The organism is Staphylococcus sp. GDY8P126P (assembly GCF_017891965.1).
Taxonomy (GTDB): domain Bacteria; phylum Bacillota; class Bacilli; order Staphylococcales; family Staphylococcaceae; genus Staphylococcus; species Staphylococcus saprophyticus.
Window position 1 is genome coordinate 158,122 of record NZ_JAESKG010000003.1, and the last position, 22,297, is coordinate 180,418.

A 22,297-nucleotide genomic window follows, 5' to 3' on the forward strand; every position below is an offset into this window, starting at 1 on the left:
ATTTTAGCAAGATTAGCAAATTTTTGACAGTGACGCTTACGCAATCACGAAACAATTTGGTATATAAAAAAACGTAGGTATCACAGCCTAATGGCTATGTACCTACGCTTAATTCAACAATCGAATCTATTATTTTTTAACAAGTTTTTCTATCAATGCATTTAATTCACTGATATTGTCACTTTGTTTTGATAAGAGTGACATCAATGCTTTATCTTGTAGCTCTGAATCTTCATTTAATTTAGAAGTTGCTTCATGACATCTATCAGCATCATTATCTGCCTTACCTTGATAAGCTTTTAATGCTTCATATAAGAAATGTTGATTCGTAGACTGTTGAGCAATTTGATTATATAAAGCTTTTGTTTGTGCGTCAGTAGTAATCACATTTTTGTTGTCACGGTTATCATTTGAAGTTGCAATACTAAATGAACGATCATACTGTTCTTTCGATGCATTTTGATTTTGTTTCGCTTCTGGTTTTGAAGGCATTTTATCTTGTAATGCATGTCCTTCAATATCAACATGCGGTAAGATTCTATTTAACCAACCAGGAATGTACCAAGATGCTTTACCAAACAATTGTGTTAATGCTGGTATTAATAATAAACGGACGACAAATGCATCAAATAATACACCAAATCCAAGTGCAATACCCATGGATTTAATCATCACGTCATCTTGGAATACAAAGGCGATAAACACACTGAACATAATTAATGCGGCAGCGACAACAACTGGGCCACTTTCTTTAATACCAACTTTAATTGAGTGTTCATTATTGCGTGTCTTACTGTATTCTTCATGGATACGTGACATTAAGAACACTTCATAGTCCATTGCTAAACCAAATAACAGACCTATAGTTATAACAGGTAAGAATGCAAGTAATGGTCCAGTCGTATCCACACCGAATAAGCCTGACATAAATCCTTCTTGCATAATTAAAGTTGTAAAGCCTAGTGTTGCAACTAATGAAAGTACAAAGCCTAATACCGCTTTAAGTGGAATAATAATTGAACGGAATACAATCATTAACAAGATAAACGCTAATGCTACGATAACACCTGCAAATAACGGAATCGCTTCATTTAATTTTTGAGACATGTCTATATTGATGACACTTTGTCCTGACACTTCTGTCTTGAAACCATATTTATCTTTAGCATCATCATTATAATCTCTTAAATCATGAACTAAATCATTTGTAGATTCTGCGTTAGGTCCTTTTTCTGGAATTACCGCAATTAAGGCATAATCTTTGTTTTTACTCAATTGTGGTGGTGTCACCATATCAACATTATCTTTTTTATCGATATCTTTCGTCATATCTTGTAAATCTTTTTGTAATGCTTGTGGGTTATCATTCTCATCTTTAACATTCACAAGCATGGCAATTTGACCGTTATAGCCTTCGCCAAATTTATCAGATACAATATCATACGCTTTCTTCTGCGTACTATCTGCTGGTTTCATACCATCATCTGGAATACCCAATCTCATGTTACTAATTGGTATTGCAGCTACGACTAATATAATAAGTCCTATAAGTACAGCAGCTAATGGTTTACCGACGACAAATTTAGACCATTTTGTGTCTACATCGTTGTCAAATTCTGATTTCGTTTTTTTCGGTTTGATTTGTTTATGGAAAATACTGATTAAAGCTGGTAACAATGTCAACGCACTAATAACCGCTACAAGCACACTGATTGCGGAGGCATAACCCATGATAGCTAGGAAATCAATGCCAACTAACGATAAACCACAAACAGCTATAATTACAGTTACCCCAGCAAAGATAACGGCACTTCCTGCAGTACCTACTGCTAAACCAACTGCTTTAATATGATTCGATTCCGTCTTAACAATCTGACGGTATCTAAATAATATAAATAAAGCGTAATCTATACCTACAGCTAAGCCAATCATTACCGCTAATGTTAATGTTACATTAGGGATATCGAAAGCATATGTAAGTAACGAAATAATACCTACACCTGTACCTAAGCCAAGTAATGCACTAATAATTGGCATACCAGCCGCAATAAATGACCCAAATGTAATGAGAAGCACAACAAACGCTACGATAATTCCGATTAATTCAGAAGAACCGCCAATTTCTGTGTTTTCCATACCTGTACCCATCAATTCAACTTGCACATTATGGTCATCTTCTAATTTATCGACTTTATCTTGCACATTATCCTTGCCATCTTGTGTCATAGACGTCGCAGAGATATCATAATTAATATCTGCAAATGCTGTCGTTTTATCTTTACTTATTTGTCTATTTTCGTATGGATCGGTAATGTTTTTAATATCTTTGTCATCATCTTTGATGTCTTTCAATGTATCCTTGATATCTTTTGTCATATCTTGTTTAACGATGCCATTATCGGCATCGCTTTTAAATACAACCCTTATTTGAGCCTTCTCGCTGTCTTGATTAAATTCATCTTCAATTTTATCGTTAGTATCAAGTGATTGCAAACCATTCATTGTGATATCATTATCAAATTTAGGTGCACTTACTGTAAGCGGGATAATAATTGCAGCAAGTATAATAACCCACGCAACGATACTCCACCATTTATGTTTGGCCACAAATGATCCTAACTTGTATAAAAACTTTGCCAATCTATTGCCTCCTCAGATAATCAACGTTATAGTTTAATTGTATAGTGTAGATTATTTATATTAACACAATAAACGCTGTGTACAATTAATAAAAGAATTAAAAACTGTAATATGCCTATTTAAACTACAGATTAGGAGAAATGTAGAATGAATGAAAAAGATTTACGAGTCATTAAAACCAAACGCGCTTTATCCACAAGCCTATATGTCTTGCTTGAGAAACATGCATTTTCAAACATCACGGTAAACCAAATTTGTAATGAAGCACTCACACATCGAACGACATTCTATAAACACTTCTATGATAAATACGATTTGCTTATTTATTTAATTACAGAAATCACAAAAGATTATTTTTCTATGGATATTAAAGATCGTATCAATAATCCCTTTAGTGTTATGGAAAGAACTTTAAATGATATTAACGAGTTGAAACGTGTTGGTGATAAACAATGCGATGATAAAGAATTCGAGCGTACAATCAGTAATTATTTCATCAAAATATTGCAAAATGATATTAAGGAAAATGAACATCGCATTTCAGTAGACGCAAGCGTTCCAACAGAATTGATATTTTATATTTACGGAACGAGTTTATATGGTTTTATGGAATGGATACGAGATAATGATATTCAACTAAGCGCACATGAAATCGACGTACTCTTCCAAAAATTAATCAATATCAAAGTTGAAGATGTTTAATCATTGTTGAAGTATTTTATATGATATGTCATTTCCATAATCTTAATTATAATGCCCTTTTTCAATGACATTAAAACTTATTACACTACAAAAAGGCGACGCCATTTTACTGGCATCGCCTTTTTCAATTTAAAGATCGTGTTATATTGATATGCTTTTAATAAATCACTTTATGCGATTTAAAACATTTCTGAAACTACTTTTTGTTCTAAGAAGTTTAATAAGTAGTCTGGACTTCCTGTTTTAGCATCTGTACCTGACATTTTGAAACCACCGAATGGGTGATATCCAACAACTGCAGATGTACAACCACGGTTCAGATATAAGTTACCAACATCGTATGATTCAACGGCTTCTATCCAGTTTTCGCGATTATTTGTAATCACAGCACCTGTTAAACCATAATCTGTATCATTCGCAATTTCTAATAATTCTTCAAAGTCTTTACCTTTAACAAAACCTACAACCGGGCCAAAGATTTCTTCTTGCATAATTTGGTCGCTCGATTTAAGGTCTGCTATAATAGTAGGCTCTACAAAGTATCCAGTAGCATCATCTGTACCGCCACCTTGTTTTAACTTGCCTTCTTTACTACCAATTTCAATATAATTTTTAATTTTATCGAATTGTTTTTGATTAATAACTGGTCCCATATACGTGTTATTTTCCGTATTGCCTACAGTTAAGTTTTTAGTTAATGCAACAGCTTTTTCTAAAACTTCATCATATACATCTTTGTGTACAATGGCACGTGAACAAGCTGAACATTTTTGACCAGAGAAACCAAAAGCAGACGATACGATTGATTCTGCAGCTAAATCTGTATCAATGTCTTTATCCACTACAATAGCATCTTTACCACCCATTTCAGCAATCACGCGTTTTAAGAATTGCTGTCCGTCTTGTACTTTGGCTGCTCTCTCAAAAATTCTAGTACCTGTTGCACGAGAACCTGTAAATGTAACGAAATGCGTGTGTACACTATCAACAAGATAATCGCCAATTTCTTTAGGATCACCTGGTACAAAATTCACAACACCTTTTGGTAATCCAGCTTCTTCTAAAATTTCCATTAATTTATATGCCGTTAATGGTGTATCTTCCGCTGGTTTTAAAAGTACTGTATTCCCTGCAACTACAGGTGCTAATGTTGTTCCTGCCATAATTGCAAACGGGAAATTCCATGGTGGGATAGTTACGCCTGTACCGATAGGTTTGTAGAAATATTTATTATGTTCTCCTTCTCTATCTAATACTGGTTTACCATCAGCAAGCTCCATCATTGATCTTGCATAATATTCAATGAAGTCAATACCTTCTGCAGCATCGCCGACCGCTTCATCCCATGGTTTACCTGCTTCATAAACCATTACTGCTGAGATTTCTTCTTTACGACGTCTAATAATAGCTGCAACTCTAATTAAAAATTCAGCACGGTCTTTGTGTGACCATCGTTTCCAAGATTTATAAGCTTCATTAGCTGCTTCAAATGCGTCATCCACATCTTTTTGAGTTGCTTTTGAAACTTCTGCAATCACTTCAGTTGTATTTGCAGGATTGATAGACTGATACGTATCTTTTGTGAATTTCTCTTCTCCATTAATAACTAAAGGAATTTTTTGATTTAATTCACCTTTAACTTTCTTTAATGCTTCTTTAAATGATTCAACATTCTTACTATCTGTAAAATCTATGCCTGGTTCATTGTGATAATTGACTACCATTTTTCTACCCCCATGTGAGTTTGTAAATAGAAAACTAAATGGAATCTTCCATTCTTAATGTCATTGTATATGTATCACACAATAAATGCAATCGCTTACATAAACTTTCCTAAAATTGAGTCGCTTCGAATCTATTTCCGTTCATTTTGCCACACTTTATATTATATTCGATATTTTTAATTGTGTAATGTTTATATTTTGTATTTTAAATTTAATAATTTGTTACTTAAAATTCGTGATTAGGTTATATTCTTATGTTATTATTTTAAATTATAAAACATTCGCTTTTATAATTATATTAAATTTTAAATTAAATGAACAATCGAGAGGTAAGCTATATATGAAAACATATACGTCAGTTATATTTTGGATGCGCACGATAGCTTGTTTAAGTATTGTTCTCATTCATTCTATTACAACTACATTTAGCAAAATGGATTTTGTAGGTCATGGAACTGCAATCAGAGTATTTCAATTAATGCTTATGTTCAGTACCCCATTATTTGTATTTATTTCTGAATTCTTATTAGCTAAAAATTATCACGTCAAAACAAAACCAGGATTTTTTAAGAATAAATTAATTTATTTAGGTATCCCCTATATAATCATTAACATTGGTATTGCACTATTCTATTTTGAATCCAAAACATTCGATCAATTCATGACACATCTGGGAGACACAATGTTCCATGGTGGTGCAGTGACATATTTCATTGTTATTATTTTCCAATTCTATATATTACATATACTTTTTGCAAAATATCTCATTAAATGGAAACCTGTCCCAGTGATTATTGGTGCCGTTATCTTTGCTACAATTTATTGGGCATTTAGACAATATGCACCACAGTCAGAACATCCAATCCTTGGTCTATTCTGGGAAAGAGAAGGCTGGATGCTCTTTTTAGGATGGATTAGTTACTTCTTACTTGGCTTTTACACTGGTATCTACTATGAAACTTTCATGAAGAAGATTAAAAAATATACTTGGCCAATTATTATTGGCGCAATAATAGCAACTTCTATATTAGTCGGTAACTATTTGTTTGGCATAAGCACGTGGGTAGAATCAAAACGCTTTGATATTCCTTTTTATGTAACGATGGTTATCCTAGTCTTTTTCTTATTCGCTTCATATGTTAAATATGTACCAAAATCCATATTATTTATAAGTAACTATTCCTTCTGTATCTACTTAATACATTACTTCTTCGTCCATGACTTAGGTTTGTTAAGAGCAGATAGTTCACTTAGAAATATTGCTTTCAATTTCATTATCACGTTAACCGTGTCCATTTGTTTAGCCTATATATTCAATTTGTCAAAATATGGTAAGTTTATCGTTGGTGGTATTGGCCATATAAAATATGACAAAGTATACGAAAGTTATAAACACGGTAAAATGGATTAAGCTGAAATGTTAATGTACGTCAATGCGCATTTACTACTTTCATTCAGTCATCTACGCTCTAAATTGGAAATAGCCTGAGACATCTATGTATGTCTCAGGCTATTTTATTCGCTATTTTTTATAACGTGATTTCCTACTTAATTGTGTTGGTGCTTTATCTTGTTCTTCTGATTTATAATCATCCACTTCATGATATGTAGTTTTAGTATTACGTTTTTGATTGTTATGATGATGCTTTGCTTGTTCTTTTTTTCTATTTCCTTTAGCTGGTTGATAGCGATCATAAGATTTTTGTTTTTTTCTTACTAATAATAATATACCTGCTACTAACCAAAGTATAGCTGTTATCCAATTGAGTGTAAGAACTGTCACAAGTCCCAGTAAAATAAATATAATACCAACAAATTTTGGAAGTTTATTTGTTAATATTGCAAATATAATGGCAATCACTGTACAAACAATAACAACAATTAAAGCTAAAATAAATAGATTACTCACTAAGTCTACTATATTAGCTGGATCCATCTGTGATGCATTTTGATTATAAATATTACTCTGGTTTATTACTTCTATTAACTCATTTTTCACACTGACATCATTAAAAAATGGTGCAACGATAGCCATTAAAAAAATTAAAATAAATTGTAGAATAATACCAATCCATATGAGTATTTTTTCAGCAGTCCTTTTCATATGTCTCCTCCTAACATCATCTATGTTGTTTTCATACCCTGCTTTTCAATAACTTATGCACTGGTCTGTATGCCATTCAGTGACACGCGTTCAAGTAAATTACTTTAAAAGTATTTAATCCCTATTTGATTACATTTTTTGTTAAAATAGTAATAATACATAGTTAAGGGGTGGTTTGATTGAACCTACAAGATGCGCAACCTAGCACTTTAAGAGAAATGATTACACAAGGGAAACTAACTGGTCACACAAGCGGGATGGCAAAAGGCTATGTACAAGCTAACGTAGTCATACTTCCATCTAAATATGCTTATGATTTTTTACTATTCTGTTTTAGAAATCCCAAAACATGTCCACTCTTGGACGTATCTGAAAAAGGAAATAAATCATTTACAAAATATGGTGTAAATGCAGACATTAGTACTGAAGTAGCTGCTTACCTTATTTATCAATATGGTGAACTCATTGAAACACGTGCCAATGTGGACGATTTATATACTGATGATATGGTTAGCTTTTTAATAGGCTGTAGTTTTACATTCGAACATGCTTTATTGGAAGCAGGCATACCGATTCGACATTTAGAAGAAAATCACAATGTCCCTATGTATGTAACTAATATACCTGCTAATCCAAGTGGGCAATTTAAAGGTAACATTACAGTGAGTATGAGACCCATGACCATGACACAAGCAATTAAAGCTACAGAAATTACGACGCGTTTTAAAAATGTCCACGGGACACCTATTCACATTGGTAATCCTACAGAGATAGGTATCACAGACCTTGCTCTACCAGATTTCGGTGAATCCGTTACTATTAATGAAAATGAAGTTCCTGTATTTTGGGGATGTGGTGTAACGCCTCAGTCAGTTGCACTAGATGCTAAACCCGATTTAATGATTACACATGCACCAGGTCATATGTTTATTACAGATATACCAGATAGTCAATTAATCGATTAGTCAAAAACACTTCGATGCCTTAACTTTTTAGCATCGAAGTGTTTTACTATCTTGTTTCTATATCCTCTTTTGAGACAATTGGATAGTTTTTAAATAACACTGAACAAACATAACCAACTATTAAACCTATTAATCCAATAATCGCACCATAGATAAATATTTTTATAGGATCATTAAAACCGAACATAACCAAGAACCCTGCCAATGGTGTCGCAGTACCTGTAGCATCATTTATCATACCTGATGATGCAATCACAGCACCTGCCAATGCACCTCCAATAAAATTAGCTGTGTATATTGGTACCGGGTTCGCTGATACAACATCAGCCTGAGACAAAGGTTCAATACAAACTGCAATTCTAGATTTACGATCTCCCAATTTTAATTTATTGAACATTGTGCCATTGATAAATGATGATGCAAAGGACACCATCGCTGCAATGGCCATTGGCATACCAGTTAAACCGAGTAGCGCTGTTAAAGCCATTGAACTTAACGGTGCAGTACCTACTACTGTAATGACACCACCTAAGATAATACCCATAATAATTGGATTGACCTCAGTAGAACTTTGGATAATATCACCGATTTTTAATAATGAATTATTGACTAATGGTGTAACACCTACGGCTACTAACCTCGCTAAGGGTGCAATAATTAAAATACCAACTATTAAATCAACACCATCTGGTACTTTACGTTCTGCATATTTCATTAAATAACCAATAACATAACCAGCAACAAAACCAGGTATTAAATCTAGTCCACCACATGAAGCAGCAATCGCTAATGCATAGACCGGAGATACACCAATTGCAAGTGCAACTAAACCAGCAGCTGCAACGCCACCGAGACCTCCGGCTGCATCACCAAGATCTCCCAAAAATGAAATGCCTAATAAATCTCCACCGACATATTTGTGAAATGCCTCAACCAAAAAAGTCGCAATCGCTGCATTTGCTAAGGCACCCATAGCTCTCATACCCATAGGTGCTCGATATGTAAATAGTGTAAAAAGTGCTAACACTACAATTAAAAACAATGTTCCAATCAAAATATCCATTTTTTCGAATTCCTCATTCCTATTCTAGAAGTAGTTAAATTAAGTACGGAAATAATTTTTCAACCATTTGCTAAGCAGTATAGACAAACATTTTATTAATTATTACTCCTACTATTTCACTCATATTTTATATTAACACAAATTCGTTTTATATTCCGAACAATTTTATTAATTTTTATTTAAGCTCCGCGGAACATTTTGATAAATGGTTTTAATTATTTTTAATATATTACACAATTTTATATTAATTTTCTTTCAAAAAGCCTGAATATTTGTTTTGTATATTTTATATGTTTAACTTTTACTGTACTAAAAAAACGAGTATACAAATCTAAAAAACAACTTTAGCATTTGCACACTCGTCTTTCGGAGCATTATTATATTCTTCTATATAAAACAAGAAACACCTTGTAAATTACTTATAGCTAAGCAGCATGTCAACATACGATTAGCTTAAATTTATTGATTTTTGATATCGCTGACCGGTTTGGCTGGTGTACCTAACGCTAGCACATTCGGCGGTATATCTTTAGCCACAGTACTACCAGCGCCTATTACTGAACCTTCACCAATTGTTACTCCAGGTAAGACAACGACATTGGCACCTAACCAGACATTAGACTCAATTCGAATTGGTAGTGCTTGTTCTAACCCAATATTACGTTCCTTATATTCTAAGGGATGCACTGCTGTATATAAGCCACAACTTGGCCCGATGAACACATCATCACCAATAAATATCTTGCCACCATCCATAAAATAGCAGTCATGATTAATAAAAATTCTTTCACCTAAAAAGATATTATATCCATAATCTGTTTGGAATGGACTTAACAACTCTAATGCTTTCGGTTCATAATTTAATAATTTTGTAAGTATTGTATGACGCGATTCTTTATCACTAGGTTTGATATGATTTAATTCAAAGCACAAATCCTTAGCCTTCATTCTCTCAGCATCTAATGATTCGTCAAAATTAGCATCATACCAATCACCTGCTAACATTTTTTCTTTTTCACTCATCGTAAATGCACCTCCATATTTTTTATATTCACCCTAAATAAGTTAAAAGTTGATACATTAACGTTCCTGCATAATTTCCAATAACATAACCTAATGTGCCAATGATAAGTATAGGGCCAACCACCTTCGTCCAACCTTTGCCAATTCCTAATGCGGCAGCAGTTGTTGGCCCACCAGCAGTTGCGTTACTTGCAAGTAAAATTTCTTCTATTTTAAAGCCAAAAATTTTACCAAAGATTAAGCTTAGCCCTAGATTAAAGACAAGGATAATTATAACAAAGATAAACAATAAAGGCGCCGTTGTTATTATCGTAGCAAATGAGGCAGGTGTCCCAATAACCACAAAGAAAATATAAATTAGAAATGTACCAATTTCTGAAGCACCTGCTAAACTTTCAAAGAAGTCTCCCCAAACTGCAACTACAATTAAAGTTAAAGTGGTTAACAATAAATAAGGATCTCCCAAAAAAGAAACAATCAATGTAAGAACTACATTGTGTTGCGGCATCCATTGTTGAATGAGATCAGCACCTTTGAAACTGACTGCTACAAGCGTCACAGCACTTGCAATCGAAAAAGCAATATCTAATAATTGTATTTTTTTTGGCTCCCAATACGCTTGTTGAGATTCTGGAGTACTTTTTGATTCATAGTCACTTTTAAATTGTTTTTTAATTAAAGGCAATGAAGGTAGTGCGATTAATAGCATAAAATAAAGTGCCATGACGCTATTATCTGCTACTACAGTAGATGAAATCATTTCACTTGGTGTCTCAAGTTTGGAACTCAATGCCGCAAAGTTAACGCCTCCTCCAATGTAACTTCCAGTCATCATGGCTCCTATTTTATTTAAATATGGAATCCATTGATTTAAGATCATAAATCCTACCGTTGTACCAATCATAGTACCTATAGAGGCTACAAAAAATATCACTAATAATCTTCTACTTTCTTTCCAAATCTTCAATATATTAGAACTAAAAAGAAGTAATGGAATAGATAAGGGCACAATATAATCCCACACAGTGTCATATACTGGTGCGCTCATTGGAATCACTTTGAAATTCGATAGTAACATTGCCCCAACAAGTGCAATAATCGCACCCGAAATGGTACTCGCCCATCGATAACGTTGTTCTAAAAATAAACTCACCGTTGCCCAAACAATAATGATTGCCCATAATAACCATGTATCATCTTTAGCTACTATTGCACCTATTAGCATAAATAATCCCCCTTCGACAATCTACAATTTGTTAAATTCATTCTACCAGTTACCTCGGATTATTTTTACAATTTTCTGAAAAATGAATTGTTTATAAAGTTTTAAATTGATATTCTTACTGGTACAGGGGTTATAAACAAGGGGGATTTACATTTATGAAACAAAAAATCGGATTGATTTTAGGACCATTACTTTTTATTATCTTTTATTTTATACCTGCCATTACAGGTTTAGCAGACGCACCTAGAGCTGTGTTAGCAGTTACATTATTCGTAGCAACATGGTGGATTACAGAAGCGATTCCAATTCCTGCGACTTCATTAATTCCACTTATTCTCCTACCACTTACAGGTGGTACAGATGAAGTGATTGCAGCAAGTGCCTATGCGGATCCCATTGTTTTTATGTACATGGGCGGATTTATTATTGCGCTAGCGATTGAAAAATGGAATTTACATAAGCGGATTGCGATGACAATCATTTCCATGATGGGCACAAGCAGTAACCGCATTATATTAGGAACAATGATCGCCACTGCCTTTATATCTATGTGGATATCAAATGCTGCGACAGCACTGATGATGTTACCGATTGCCTTAGCACTTATTCAAGAAATTAAGGATGCACAATTTCTCAAACCAGCATCTGCAAGTAAGTTTAGTAAAGCGCTCTTACTTACCGTTGCTTATTCCGCTTCTATTGGTGGACTAGCTACACTCATTGGTTCAGTACCCAATGCAGTCTTTGCTGCCGTTGCATCATCAAGTCTTGATCGAAAAGTATCATTCGCGCAATGGATGATTTTCGCAGTGCCATTAACAGTTATTTTATTAGCAATTCTCTACTTCCTCTTAACAAAATGGCTATTTAAAATTGAAGACGCTGACCAAATATCCTCAGATTTTGCCAAGAAAGCTTTGCATGATTTAGGTCCGATGTCTAAAGAAGAAAAATTAACAGGCATTGTCTTTTTACTCGTTAGTTTATTATGGATTTTCGGAGGGCTTTTACCTGAAACATTGCACATCACAGATACGATTATAGCAATGTTTGGCGCTGTGTTGTTATTCCTTATTCCAGCCAAAAATGCTAAAGGCGGATTACTGGTATGGGACGATATGAATAAGTTACCCTGGGGAATATTACTACTATTTGGTGGCGGTTTGTCTTTAGCTGCAGCATTTGAAGATTCAGGGTTAACAAAATGGTTTGGTGGTATGTTAGGTATTGTGAAGCCACTGCCATTCATACTCATTGTAATTGTATTAACAACGGCCATCTTATTCCTAACAGAAGTGATGTCAAATACTGCCGTTTCAAATATGTTAATGCCTATCAGTATTGGATTTGCAGCAGCTATCAGCCAAGATCCCTTTATCATTATGGGTATCGTTGCCTTATCTTCTACTTGTGCATTTATGTTGCCTATATCCACGCCACCGAATGCAGCCGTATTTAGTTCCGATGAGTTAGAAATGAAAGATATGGTCAAGGCTGGCTTTGTACTTGATATTTTTGCAATTATTGTTATTTCACTCTTTGCGTATTTCTGGCTACCTATCGCATTCGGTTTATAGCTGGATGCTTCACAATAAACGATCGATACGTGCTATACTGCTAAGGTATGACACAACATCTATACTAAGGACGCATGTTAAATTGAGCGAAACAGTATAAACTAGGTATATAAACTTATAAAAGGAGTCAATAATTATGAAATTTTTAATTAAGGGAGCAATTGCCGTGGTCATTATACTTGGTGTCGTGAAGACTTTTGAAGATCATGATGTAACTGCCGAGGCAACAAATTACTATAACCAAGTTAAAAACGGTGAAATACTACAAAGCATTGAAAACCTAAATTTTGACGGTATAAAAAATTTGGATTTCGAAAAGTTGATTCCTTCTGATTTCTTTTAAAGTTTATAACCTCATCAAGACATGACACATAAGTATTTAACATATGCTATACGTTATCTTGAGGTAACGCTATGCATATACAAATTGGATTTACTGTATCGGAATAACGCAATTGCAACAAATAGATTTTCTAAGACACCCTTCAGACTGAAGCAACGGACCGCTTATTTAAAAGCGCCGTTGCTTTTTTGTCGTGAATTTTATTTTCCCTATACATTATAGTGAAATATTATAAATAATTATTTATAATATAATAAAATTATTAAAAGGAGGTTTTCTTATGAAGAAATTCATTGTAAGTTCATTGTTGCTTGTCTCATTTTCCTTAAGCACTAGCCCTATACTCAAAGCCGCTACTGTTTATACTCAAGGTGGCGTTTGGAATTAAAGTATAGGTAGTATTGTCGTTATTAGAAAGTACTCATTTCATTAAAATAAAGGAGCTATCATCATGAAAAAAACCTTACTCATTATCGTTATCCTTTTTGTACTATTGACAGTTGCCTTCTTCTCATTTGATAAATTTGACAGATTTAACCCATTATTAAAAAAAAAAGAAACCTCTTATGCCATCGTTAAATTAAACACGCAATACTATCAAGATGTATCCATTTATTCTAAACAAGGAGAAAAACGCAGTTATAAAGTGTCATTTAATGGGTATAACCCTTCTCAACAATATGTAAAACTAAAACATAAAGGTACATACGTTGAACATATAGAATATATCAGCAAACAATCTTTCCCATCATTAAAATGATTAAAAATAATATTTCCAATAAAATATTTAACTTTAACAAAAGGTACTTCTCCCCAGTTTTATCAATTAAATATAAGTTTCCAATAACATTAAGCAATCAAAATGAGTCAGAAATCAGATTTTCTAATATAGATTTTTTAGTCCCATCCTGCGAACGATGACTAGAAAATGAAAAAGAGTCTGAAACATTTATGTTTGTCCCAGACTCATTGTCTTATTTTTTCCATTTCTATATTTATGAAGTAATATAATCTCCACCATTAACATGAATAACTTGCCCAGTGATATACGAACTATCCGCATAGGAAGCTAAAAATACATAAGAAGGCGCAAGTTCTGCTGGCTGCCCTCTTCTTTCCATTGGTGTTTCCCCACCTTGATTTTCCACTTTATCTTCAGAAAATGTAGCTGGTATCAGTGGTGTATAAATAGGACCTGGTGCCACAGCATTGACTCGAATGCCTTTGCTCATTAAAGTTGTCGCTAGTGAACGCGTAAATGCAACAATTGCACCTTTAGTAGCTGAATAATCAATTAGGTGTGCAGATCCTCTATAAGCTGTAACACTCGTCGTGTTAATGATTGCGTCACCTTCTTTTAAATGTGGTACCGCTGCTTGAGATAAAAACATCATTCCAAATATATTTGTTTCAAAAGTTTCTTTGATTTGTTCAGGTGTGATATCTTCGAAATGATCTTGTGGAAATTGAACGCCACCGTTGTTTACTAGAATATTCAATTCTCCGAAATCAGCAATGACCTTTTCAATTAATTTTTGTGAATCTTCGACTTTTTTTAAATCATGGGCGTATGCTTTTGCAGTAACGCCTAAAGATGATATTTGTTCAACGACCGCTTCAGCATCTTCATATTCATCATAGTAACCAATCGCTACATTAGCACCCTCTTTTGCATAAAGCACTGCGATAGCACGTCCTATACCAGAGTCACCACCCGTTATTAATGCAACTTTACCTTTTAACTTGCCTCCACTGTGATAACTTTCCATTTCCGTGATTGGTTGTGGGTTCATATCTTTTTGTATACCTGGTTGTCTATCTTGTGTGTATCCTTTTATTTGCTTATGAAATTCTAATAAATTCATTAACTATACACCTCTCTGTTATAATCTCTATCCATTGATAGATACCACCTTATTCGTATGACAAACATGAATGGCACAACATAAATTCTAGACATACTATGTGCATTATCCAAAAACACTGTAACGATATACGCTACAGTGTTCTAAATAAAACCAATGTTATTATATTTAAATTGAATGTCTGACGATACGGCTTGAATGCACAAAAGCCATTACTGCAAAAATACCATAGACAATTGAATAGGCAATCATGACGATATAAATCGGAGTCATCGTTGAACCACCCATAAGAAACATAAAGGCTTTTGCTGCAAAGTAAGCATGTAATAATGAAACAATGAGTGGTAGACCAAAGTTGAATATCACTTTAAGTCCAAGCCCTTTCAGCATATCTTGATGTGTATAACCAATCTTACGTAGAATACGGAAGTTAGGAATTTCATCTTCGGTTTCATCCATTTGTTTGATATAAATGATACATCCTGCCGCCACTAAAAACGCTAATCCTAAAAATGCAGTAACAAATAGTAGAATTCCTACAGAATCATTCATATCTTGTCGCTGTGTTTTTTGAGATTGTATGTCTGGATTAATGGATTTAGCGATTTTATTTGCCGCTTTCCAATCATTTTGTTTTTCCAAATTATATCCATATTGATGTTTGGTTTCTACAGCACTTTGTTTCAATTGATTATATTTATCTTCACTAACAATAAGTACCGGTCCAGCATAGCTCACTTCACTACTGAAATGGACATTTTCATTACTGTCTATAACCTTAATTGATTGATCCGGTTTACTTTTCAGTTTAATAATACCTTGATCATTATGTTGTGCAAATCCACCTGCAGCTGCTAAATTAGTTATCTTAGCTTTGTTTCCAGTAATGTCTTTATCTTTAAAATATTGATTACTCGTAATAAACATTTCAGTTGGCATCATATTGCCAGTGCCTCCACTTTCCTTGAAAAAGCTATCCTTCGTCACTTTCACTCTCTCTAATTCTTTATATTGTTCATCGTAACCAATATGCGCCTTATCTAATTTATTTTCGAACGCTTCTGCTTGTTTTTGTTCTGTGAAATTAAAATCTTGTGGAGAACTCAACTTCACATTGTCATCAATCGTTGCTTTGCTAATTGCACCAAAGCATAATACTGTCACTGTCACTGCAGATATTGTAGCAATAATTGTTAAAGATAACGCATTCTTTTTCATTCTATGCATAATTGAAGAAGTAAATACAACATCTGTAATGGACACTTTACCATGTTTAGCATTTTTGATTGTTTTAAAAATAACTGATACTGAACTTCTGAAGAATAGATATGCGCCTACAACTGTTAAGAACAGAATGATAAATGGTGTGAACATCATACCACTTGCAAATTTACCAAACATTTCTGTAGACATATAGTAACCAAAGATAATCATAGCGATACCCAAAATACCAGATATGAGTTCAGCAATTGAAATATTATTTTTAGTTGCTTCTGATTTTGAACTATCGTTCATCATTGATAAAATACTGCGTTTTCGTAAAAAGATAAAACTTTGTATCATAATTAAACACATTGCTACAATAACGAGTAATACAGTTTGTGTAACTGCTGGAAATTGGAATGTTAATGATACGCTTGTACTAATATCCAATATTTTAAGTACAATCATCAGTAGAATTTTCGATCCAAAAACACCTACGATAATACCGATTACACTTGTCACTAAGAACATAGCGATTTGTTCAATCAAAATCATGCGTAAAATATTAGATCTCGTAAGCCCAATGAGTTGGTATAATGCAAATTCACGTGTACGTCTTTTAACAAATAACTGATTTGCGTACATTAAAAAGACGATAATAATAACGAATAAAAAATATGAACCAACGACAGAGCCCTTTTTAATGATGCCTATAGAATTCGCGTTATTGATACTATCTGTATATTTTAATGTAACAAAGCTAAAATATAATACAATACTCACAATGAGCGAAAATATATACATCGCATAGTGACGTAAATTTTGTCTTAAATTTTTAAGAACAATTTGATTAAAGCTCATGTGCCACACCACCTAAGGCTGTTTGCATATGAATGATATTTTTATAAAATGCTTGATTCGTATCTTCACCTTGGTAGACTTCTGAATGAATATTGCCATCTTTCAGCATGATTACTCTATTTGAGTAACTCGCTGCAACAGGGTCATGTGTCACCATAACGATTGTCGCATTCATGTTTTTATTAAGATCTTCAAGTCTATGCAATAAGTCTTGCGCATTTTTAGAGTCTAACGCCCCTGTAGGTTCATCCGCGAAGATAATTGCTGGTTTATGGACTGATGCACGCGCTGCAGCAGTACGTTGTTGTTGACCACCAGAAATCTCATTAGGATATTTATCTCCAAGTTCTTGAATACCTAATGCTTCTGTCACTTCTTTATAATTTTTTTCTTTTTCTTCTTTTGACATTTTTTGAATTGATAGAGGCAACATAATATTTTCTTTAACTGTCAGTGTATTTAAGACACTATAATTTTGGAAAATAAAACCGACTTCTTTTTTTCTAAAGTCTGCCAATGCTTTATTACTCATTTCATTCAATTTGTGACCATTGATTTCAACTGTTCCACTGGTAATATAATCAATAGAACTCAATACATTTAACAAAGTTGTCTTTCCTGATCCAGACGGTCCCATAATAGAAACAAATTCACCTTTTTCTATTGAGAATTCAATCCCTTTTAATACTTCTTGTTGACGATGTCTGTTTCCGTAACTTTTCGTTAGTCCTTCTACTTTTAATATAGACAAGTCGCTCACTCCTTAATTACTGTATAGTCATAGCTTAACGAATCTCAATTCTTTTTTCGTTTGTTTCAACTAACAAATATTTCCATTTAAATGACAAACCTGTCACATATGTAAAAAGTATTTTATTCAAATCTTAAAATGCTCAATTATATCTTATGATATAATAGCTAAGTTCAATTTTAAATAAGGAGTACAAGAGATGTTAAATAAATTAAAAAGTGAATGGCTAACTGCACCAGGCACCAATGTTTTAGCTGGTATTGTTGTTGCATTAGCGCTCATTCCGGAGGCCATTTCGTTCTCAATTATTGCTGGTGTGGATCCCATGGTCGGTTTATATTCTTCATTTATTATAGCAGTGGTCATTTCCTTTGTAGGGGGCAGACCAGCTATGATATCTGCTGCTACCGGTTCCGTCGCATTAGTAATTGTTCCTTTAGTCAAAGATCATGGCGTCCAATATTTGCTTGCTGCGACAATACTAATGGGTATCATACAAATCATTTTCGGTATTTTAAAAATAGGAAGATTAATGAAATTCATTCCAAATTCTGTCATGATTGGATTCGTTAATGCACTAGCTATTATGATTTTCATGACCCAAATCAAACATATCTTTGGTATTTCTATCCCAACTTATTTATTTGTTATCTCTACCCTACTTATTATTTACTTGCTACCACGCGTATTTAATAAAGTACCCGCACCACTTGTTGCAATTATACTACTAACCATAACGTATTTAATTACCGGTGCAAAAGTTGAGACTGTGGGTGATTTAGGTGCAATTAATCGTTCATTGCCACAATTCTTTATTCCGGATGTACCATTCAACTTACAGACATTACAAATCATTTTTCCGTACTCATTATCTATGGCGATTGTCGGTCTGGTAGAAAGTTTATTGACTGCTAGAATTGTGGATCAAGCAACAGATACATATAGTAGTAAAAATCAAGAATCACGTGGTCAAGGTATTGCTAATGTAGTAACTGGTTTCTTTGGCGCAATGGGTGGTTGCGCGATGATTGGTCAATCTGTCATTAATGTTCGATCAGGTGCAACGACAAGATTATCTACTTTTACTGCCGGTATATTTTTAATCATTTTGATTATCATCTTTGGCGACTGGGTTGTTCAAATTCCAATGCCTATTCTCGCTGCAATTATGGTTATGGTTTCAATTGGTACATTTGATTGGAGATCTTTTAAATTTATTAAAAAAGCACCTCGCACTGATGCATTTGTCATGATTTTAACAGTTGCGATTGTGCTAATCTCCAATAACCTAGCTCTAGGTGTTATCGTCGGTGTCGTTGTGAGTGCACTTTGTTTTGCAACAAAGATTTCAAACGTGGTTGTTACCTACGAAGAAGAGGACGACACCATTCATTATTATATTACTGGACAAATTTTCTTCGTATCTATTGATTCATTAATGAACCAACTTGATTTAGAATTAAGACATAAAACAATTTACTTAAATTTTAAAGATGCACATTTATGGGATGATTCTGCAGTAAATGCCATAGATACTTTAATAGATAATTATTATAAAAAAGACAATACAATTTACGTTCAGTATCTAAATAAAGATAGCCGTAAAATTGTAAATGAATTAAGTAAAGTGAATCAACAACATCTTTTATAAATATTTTCCAAGACTGAAGCATGATATACCTTAATTGGCATACGATGCTTCAGTCTTTTTTTAAACATTGTGTTTGACTTGTATACCTACTAGGGGTATATTATAAATATAAAACAAATGACTTAATCGTATGTATCCAGACATTTTATTTTAACTATAAGGAGGTCACAGCATATGACTGAACAGAAAAAGACGACCATTGGCATTACTGGAATGACATGTGCTGCCTGTGCCAATCGCATTGAGAAAAACTTAAATAAATTAGATGATGTAGAAGCAAATGTGAATGTTACAACTGAAAAAGCTACAATATCTTACAACCCAGAATCAACATCCGCAGATGATTTAACAAAAACCATAGAAAAAACAGGTTATGGTGTGTTAAATGAAACAGCTGAGTTAGATGTTATTGGCATGACGTGTGCAGCATGTTCTAACCGAATTGAAAAAGTATTGAATCGTACAGATGGTGTAGATCAAGCAACAGTCAATTTAACAACTGAAAATGCTACGATTTCCTATAATCCTAGTACAACGTCTGTTGATGCATTAATTAAAAAAATACAAAAAATAGGTTACGATGCACAACCCAAAAAAGAGGTTGCCGAAAAAAGTTCTCAAAAAGAATTAGAATTAAGAAGCAAATTAATTAAATTAATCATTTCTGCAGTGTTGGCCGCGCCACTCTTGCTAACAATGCTTGTACATCTTTTCAGTATACAAATTCCATCTATTTTTATGAATCCTTGGTTCCAATTTATATTGGCAACACCGGTTCAATTTATTATCGGATGGCAATTTTATGTTGGAGCTTACAAAAACTTAAGAAATGGCTCAGCAAATATGGACGTACTCGTTGCACTAGGTACAAGTGCCGCCTATTTCTACAGTTTATACGAAATTGTCAAATGGCTATTCAATGCTAATGTGATGCCTCATTTATATTTCGAAACAAGTGCCGTATTAATTACACTTATTTTATTTGGTAAATATTTAGAAACTCGTGCAAAAACACAAACGACAAATGCATTAAGTGAACTATTGAATCTTCAAGCCAAAGAAGCGCGTGTTTTGCGGGACAATAAAGAACAGATGATACCGCTAAACGATGTGGTTGAAGGCGATTATTTAATTGTTAAACCTGGTGAAAAAATACCTGTAGATGGTAAAATCATTAAAGGAAAAACGTCTATTGATGAATCGATGCTAACTGGTGAATCCATGCCAGTTGAAAAAGTGCAAGATGATAACGTTATCGGTTCAACTATGAATAAAAATGGTTCTATCACTGTTAAAGCTACGAAGGTAGGAAAAGATACTGCCCTCGCGTCTATTATTAAAGTTGTTGAAGAAGCACAAGGTTCGAAAGCACCGATACAACGTCTAGCCGATGTTATTTCAGGTTACTTTGTACCTATCGTCGTTGGTATCGCAGTACTCACTTTTATTATATGGATTGCATTCGTTCAACAAGGTCAATTTGAACCCGCATTAGTTGCCGCAATTGCAGTACTCGTCATTGCGTGTCCTTGTGCACTTGGCTTAGCAACACCTACATCAATCATGGTAGGAACTGGAAAAGCTGCAGAAAACGGTATTTTATTTAAAGGTGGCGAACACATTGAACGTACCCATCAAATCGATACCGTCGTACTTGATAAAACAGGTACGATAACGAATGGGAAACCAGTAGTCACTGACTTTGATGGCGATGAAGAAGCTTTGCAATTATTAGCTAGCGCAGAAAAAGGTTCAGAGCATCCTTTAGCAGATGCCATTGTTAATTATGCCCAAACGATGAATATTAAACTATTAGATACAACTGATTTCGAAGCGGTACCTGGGCGCGGTATTAAAGCAAATATATCTGGCAAAAATTTAATTGTTGGTAACCGTCAATTTATGAACGACGAAAATGTCGATATAAAAGATTCAGAAGACACTATGACTCAATTTGAAAAATCTGGTAAAACAGCTATGTTAATTGCAATCAATCAAGAATATAGAGGGATGGTTGCCGTTGCAGATACAGTCAAAGACTCAACTGCTGCTGCAATTAAACAATTACATGATCTCAATATTAAAGTCGTCATGTTAACCGGTGACAATGAACGTACAGCACAAGCTATTGCCAATGAAGTTGGTATCGATACAATCATTGCCCAAGTATTACCAGAAGAAAAAGCAGCAAAAATCAAATCACTCCAAACCCAAGATAAAACCATTGCGATGGTGGGTGACGGCGTTAACGATGCACCAGCACTCGTACAAGCCGATATTGGTATTGCTATTGGTACTGGCACAGAAGTCGCTATTGAAGCCGCAGATGTTACAATTCTAGGCGGTGACTTATTATTAATACCTAAAGCCATTAAGGCAAGTAAAGCAACCATACGCAATATTCGCCAAAACTTATTCTGGGCATTTGGTTATAATGTTGCAGGTATACCTATCGCCGCACTTGGTTTGCTCGCACCATGGATTGCTGGCGCAGCCATGGCTCTAAGTTCTGTTAGTGTAGTAACAAATGCGTTAAGATTAAAACGTATGAAATTATAAATGATATATAGTACAATCATACGACTTTATGAGGAGGTGAT

The 22,297-nt window shown here is 34.0% G+C and carries 17 protein-coding genes; 8 read left to right on the forward strand and 9 right to left on the reverse strand.

All coding sequences use genetic code 11. The features are described from left to right. Positions 1-129: 129 nt before the first annotated feature. On the reverse strand, positions 130-2,640 hold the full coding sequence (locus KA893_RS06080; protein ID WP_041079373.1) for an MMPL family transporter: 2,511 nt from the start codon (positions 2,638-2,640) through the stop codon (positions 130-132). Positions 2,641-2,787: 147 nt separating this feature from the next. On the opposite strand from KA893_RS06080, the gene KA893_RS06085 reads away from it, so the two are divergent. Next, positions 2,788-3,342 carry a TetR/AcrR family transcriptional regulator gene (locus tag KA893_RS06085; RefSeq protein ID WP_115343700.1) on the forward strand — a complete coding sequence of 185 codons (555 nt, stop codon included), beginning with the start codon at positions 2,788-2,790 and terminating at the stop codon, positions 3,340-3,342. 179 nt (positions 3,343-3,521) lie between these two features. On the opposite strand, the gene pruA is transcribed toward KA893_RS06085, so the two are convergent. Beyond that, a complete protein-coding gene (pruA, locus tag KA893_RS06090; RefSeq protein WP_041079377.1) occupies positions 3,522-5,066 on the reverse strand; it encodes an L-glutamate gamma-semialdehyde dehydrogenase in 1,545 nt (514 codons plus the stop codon). 340 nt (positions 5,067-5,406) lie between these two features. Between pruA and KA893_RS06095 the strand changes: the two genes are divergently transcribed. After that, positions 5,407-6,477, forward strand: coding sequence for an acyltransferase family protein (locus KA893_RS06095; protein WP_002482266.1), 1,071 nt, complete (start codon positions 5,407-5,409; stop codon positions 6,475-6,477). Between the two features lie 111 nt (positions 6,478-6,588). Here the strand turns inward: KA893_RS06095 and KA893_RS06100 are convergent, their stop codons facing one another. Next, a complete protein-coding gene (locus KA893_RS06100; protein ID WP_069821618.1) occupies positions 6,589-7,170 on the reverse strand; it encodes a DUF4064 domain-containing protein in 582 nt (193 codons plus the stop codon). A gap of 179 nt (positions 7,171-7,349) precedes the next feature. Here KA893_RS06100 and KA893_RS06105 point away from each other — a divergent pair, with 179 nt between their 5' ends. Further along, positions 7,350-8,135 carry a putative hydro-lyase gene (locus KA893_RS06105; protein WP_041079380.1) on the forward strand — a complete coding sequence of 262 codons (786 nt, stop codon included), beginning with the start codon at positions 7,350-7,352 and terminating at the stop codon, positions 8,133-8,135. Positions 8,136-8,181: 46 nt separating this feature from the next. On the opposite strand, the gene KA893_RS06110 is transcribed toward KA893_RS06105, so the two are convergent. From KA893_RS06110 to KA893_RS06120, 3 genes are all read right to left on the reverse strand, one after another. Further along, positions 8,182-9,198: a PTS sugar transporter subunit IIC gene (locus KA893_RS06110; protein ID WP_041079381.1), complete on the reverse strand. Its 1,017-nt coding sequence runs from the start codon at positions 9,196-9,198 to the stop codon at positions 8,182-8,184. Positions 9,199-9,657: 459 nt separating this feature from the next. Continuing rightward, a complete protein-coding gene (locus KA893_RS06115) occupies positions 9,658-10,221 on the reverse strand; it encodes a sugar O-acetyltransferase (protein ID WP_002482261.1) in 564 nt (187 codons plus the stop codon). Between the two features lie 28 nt (positions 10,222-10,249). Continuing rightward, positions 10,250-11,446, reverse strand: coding sequence for a DUF819 family protein (locus KA893_RS06120; protein WP_069821619.1), 1,197 nt, complete (start codon positions 11,444-11,446; stop codon positions 10,250-10,252). A 155-nt stretch (positions 11,447-11,601) separates the two neighbouring features. Here KA893_RS06120 and KA893_RS06125 point away from each other — a divergent pair, with 155 nt between their 5' ends. The 3 genes from KA893_RS06125 (at position 11,602) to KA893_RS06135 (ending at position 14,126) form a co-directional block, all read left to right on the forward strand. After that, complete coding sequence (locus KA893_RS06125; RefSeq protein WP_041079383.1) at positions 11,602-13,023, forward strand: SLC13 family permease; 1,422 nt, start codon at positions 11,602-11,604, stop codon at positions 13,021-13,023. 136 nt (positions 13,024-13,159) lie between these two features. Then, positions 13,160-13,366: a hypothetical protein gene (locus tag KA893_RS06130; protein WP_041079384.1), complete on the forward strand. Its 207-nt coding sequence runs from the start codon at positions 13,160-13,162 to the stop codon at positions 13,364-13,366. A gap of 451 nt (positions 13,367-13,817) precedes the next feature. Then, on the forward strand, positions 13,818-14,126 hold the full coding sequence (locus KA893_RS06135) for a YxeA family protein (protein ID WP_069821620.1): 309 nt from the start codon (positions 13,818-13,820) through the stop codon (positions 14,124-14,126). Between the two features lie 235 nt (positions 14,127-14,361). Here KA893_RS06135 and KA893_RS06140 read toward each other — a convergent pair whose 3' ends face one another. From KA893_RS06140 to KA893_RS06150, 3 genes are all read right to left on the reverse strand, one after another. After that, a complete protein-coding gene (locus tag KA893_RS06140; RefSeq protein ID WP_041079385.1) occupies positions 14,362-15,231 on the reverse strand; it encodes an SDR family oxidoreductase in 870 nt (289 codons plus the stop codon). 168 nt (positions 15,232-15,399) lie between these two features. Then, complete coding sequence (locus tag KA893_RS06145; RefSeq protein WP_194375835.1) at positions 15,400-17,295, reverse strand: FtsX-like permease family protein; 1,896 nt, start codon at positions 17,293-17,295, stop codon at positions 15,400-15,402. Beyond that, on the reverse strand, positions 17,285-18,046 hold the full coding sequence (locus KA893_RS06150; protein WP_075339897.1) for an ABC transporter ATP-binding protein: 762 nt from the start codon (positions 18,044-18,046) through the stop codon (positions 17,285-17,287). The genes KA893_RS06145 and KA893_RS06150 overlap by 11 nt, the downstream gene beginning before the upstream one ends. 199 nt (positions 18,047-18,245) lie before the next feature. Here KA893_RS06150 and KA893_RS06155 point away from each other — a divergent pair, with 199 nt between their 5' ends. Both KA893_RS06155 and KA893_RS06160 read left to right on the forward strand, forming a co-directional pair. Continuing rightward, positions 18,246-19,697: a SulP family inorganic anion transporter gene (locus tag KA893_RS06155; RefSeq protein ID WP_041079391.1), complete on the forward strand. Its 1,452-nt coding sequence runs from the start codon at positions 18,246-18,248 to the stop codon at positions 19,695-19,697. Positions 19,698-19,871: 174 nt separating this feature from the next. Further along, positions 19,872-22,256 carry a heavy metal translocating P-type ATPase gene (locus KA893_RS06160; RefSeq protein ID WP_075339898.1) on the forward strand — a complete coding sequence of 795 codons (2,385 nt, stop codon included), beginning with the start codon at positions 19,872-19,874 and terminating at the stop codon, positions 22,254-22,256. The last annotated feature ends 41 nt before the right edge of the window (positions 22,257-22,297 follow it).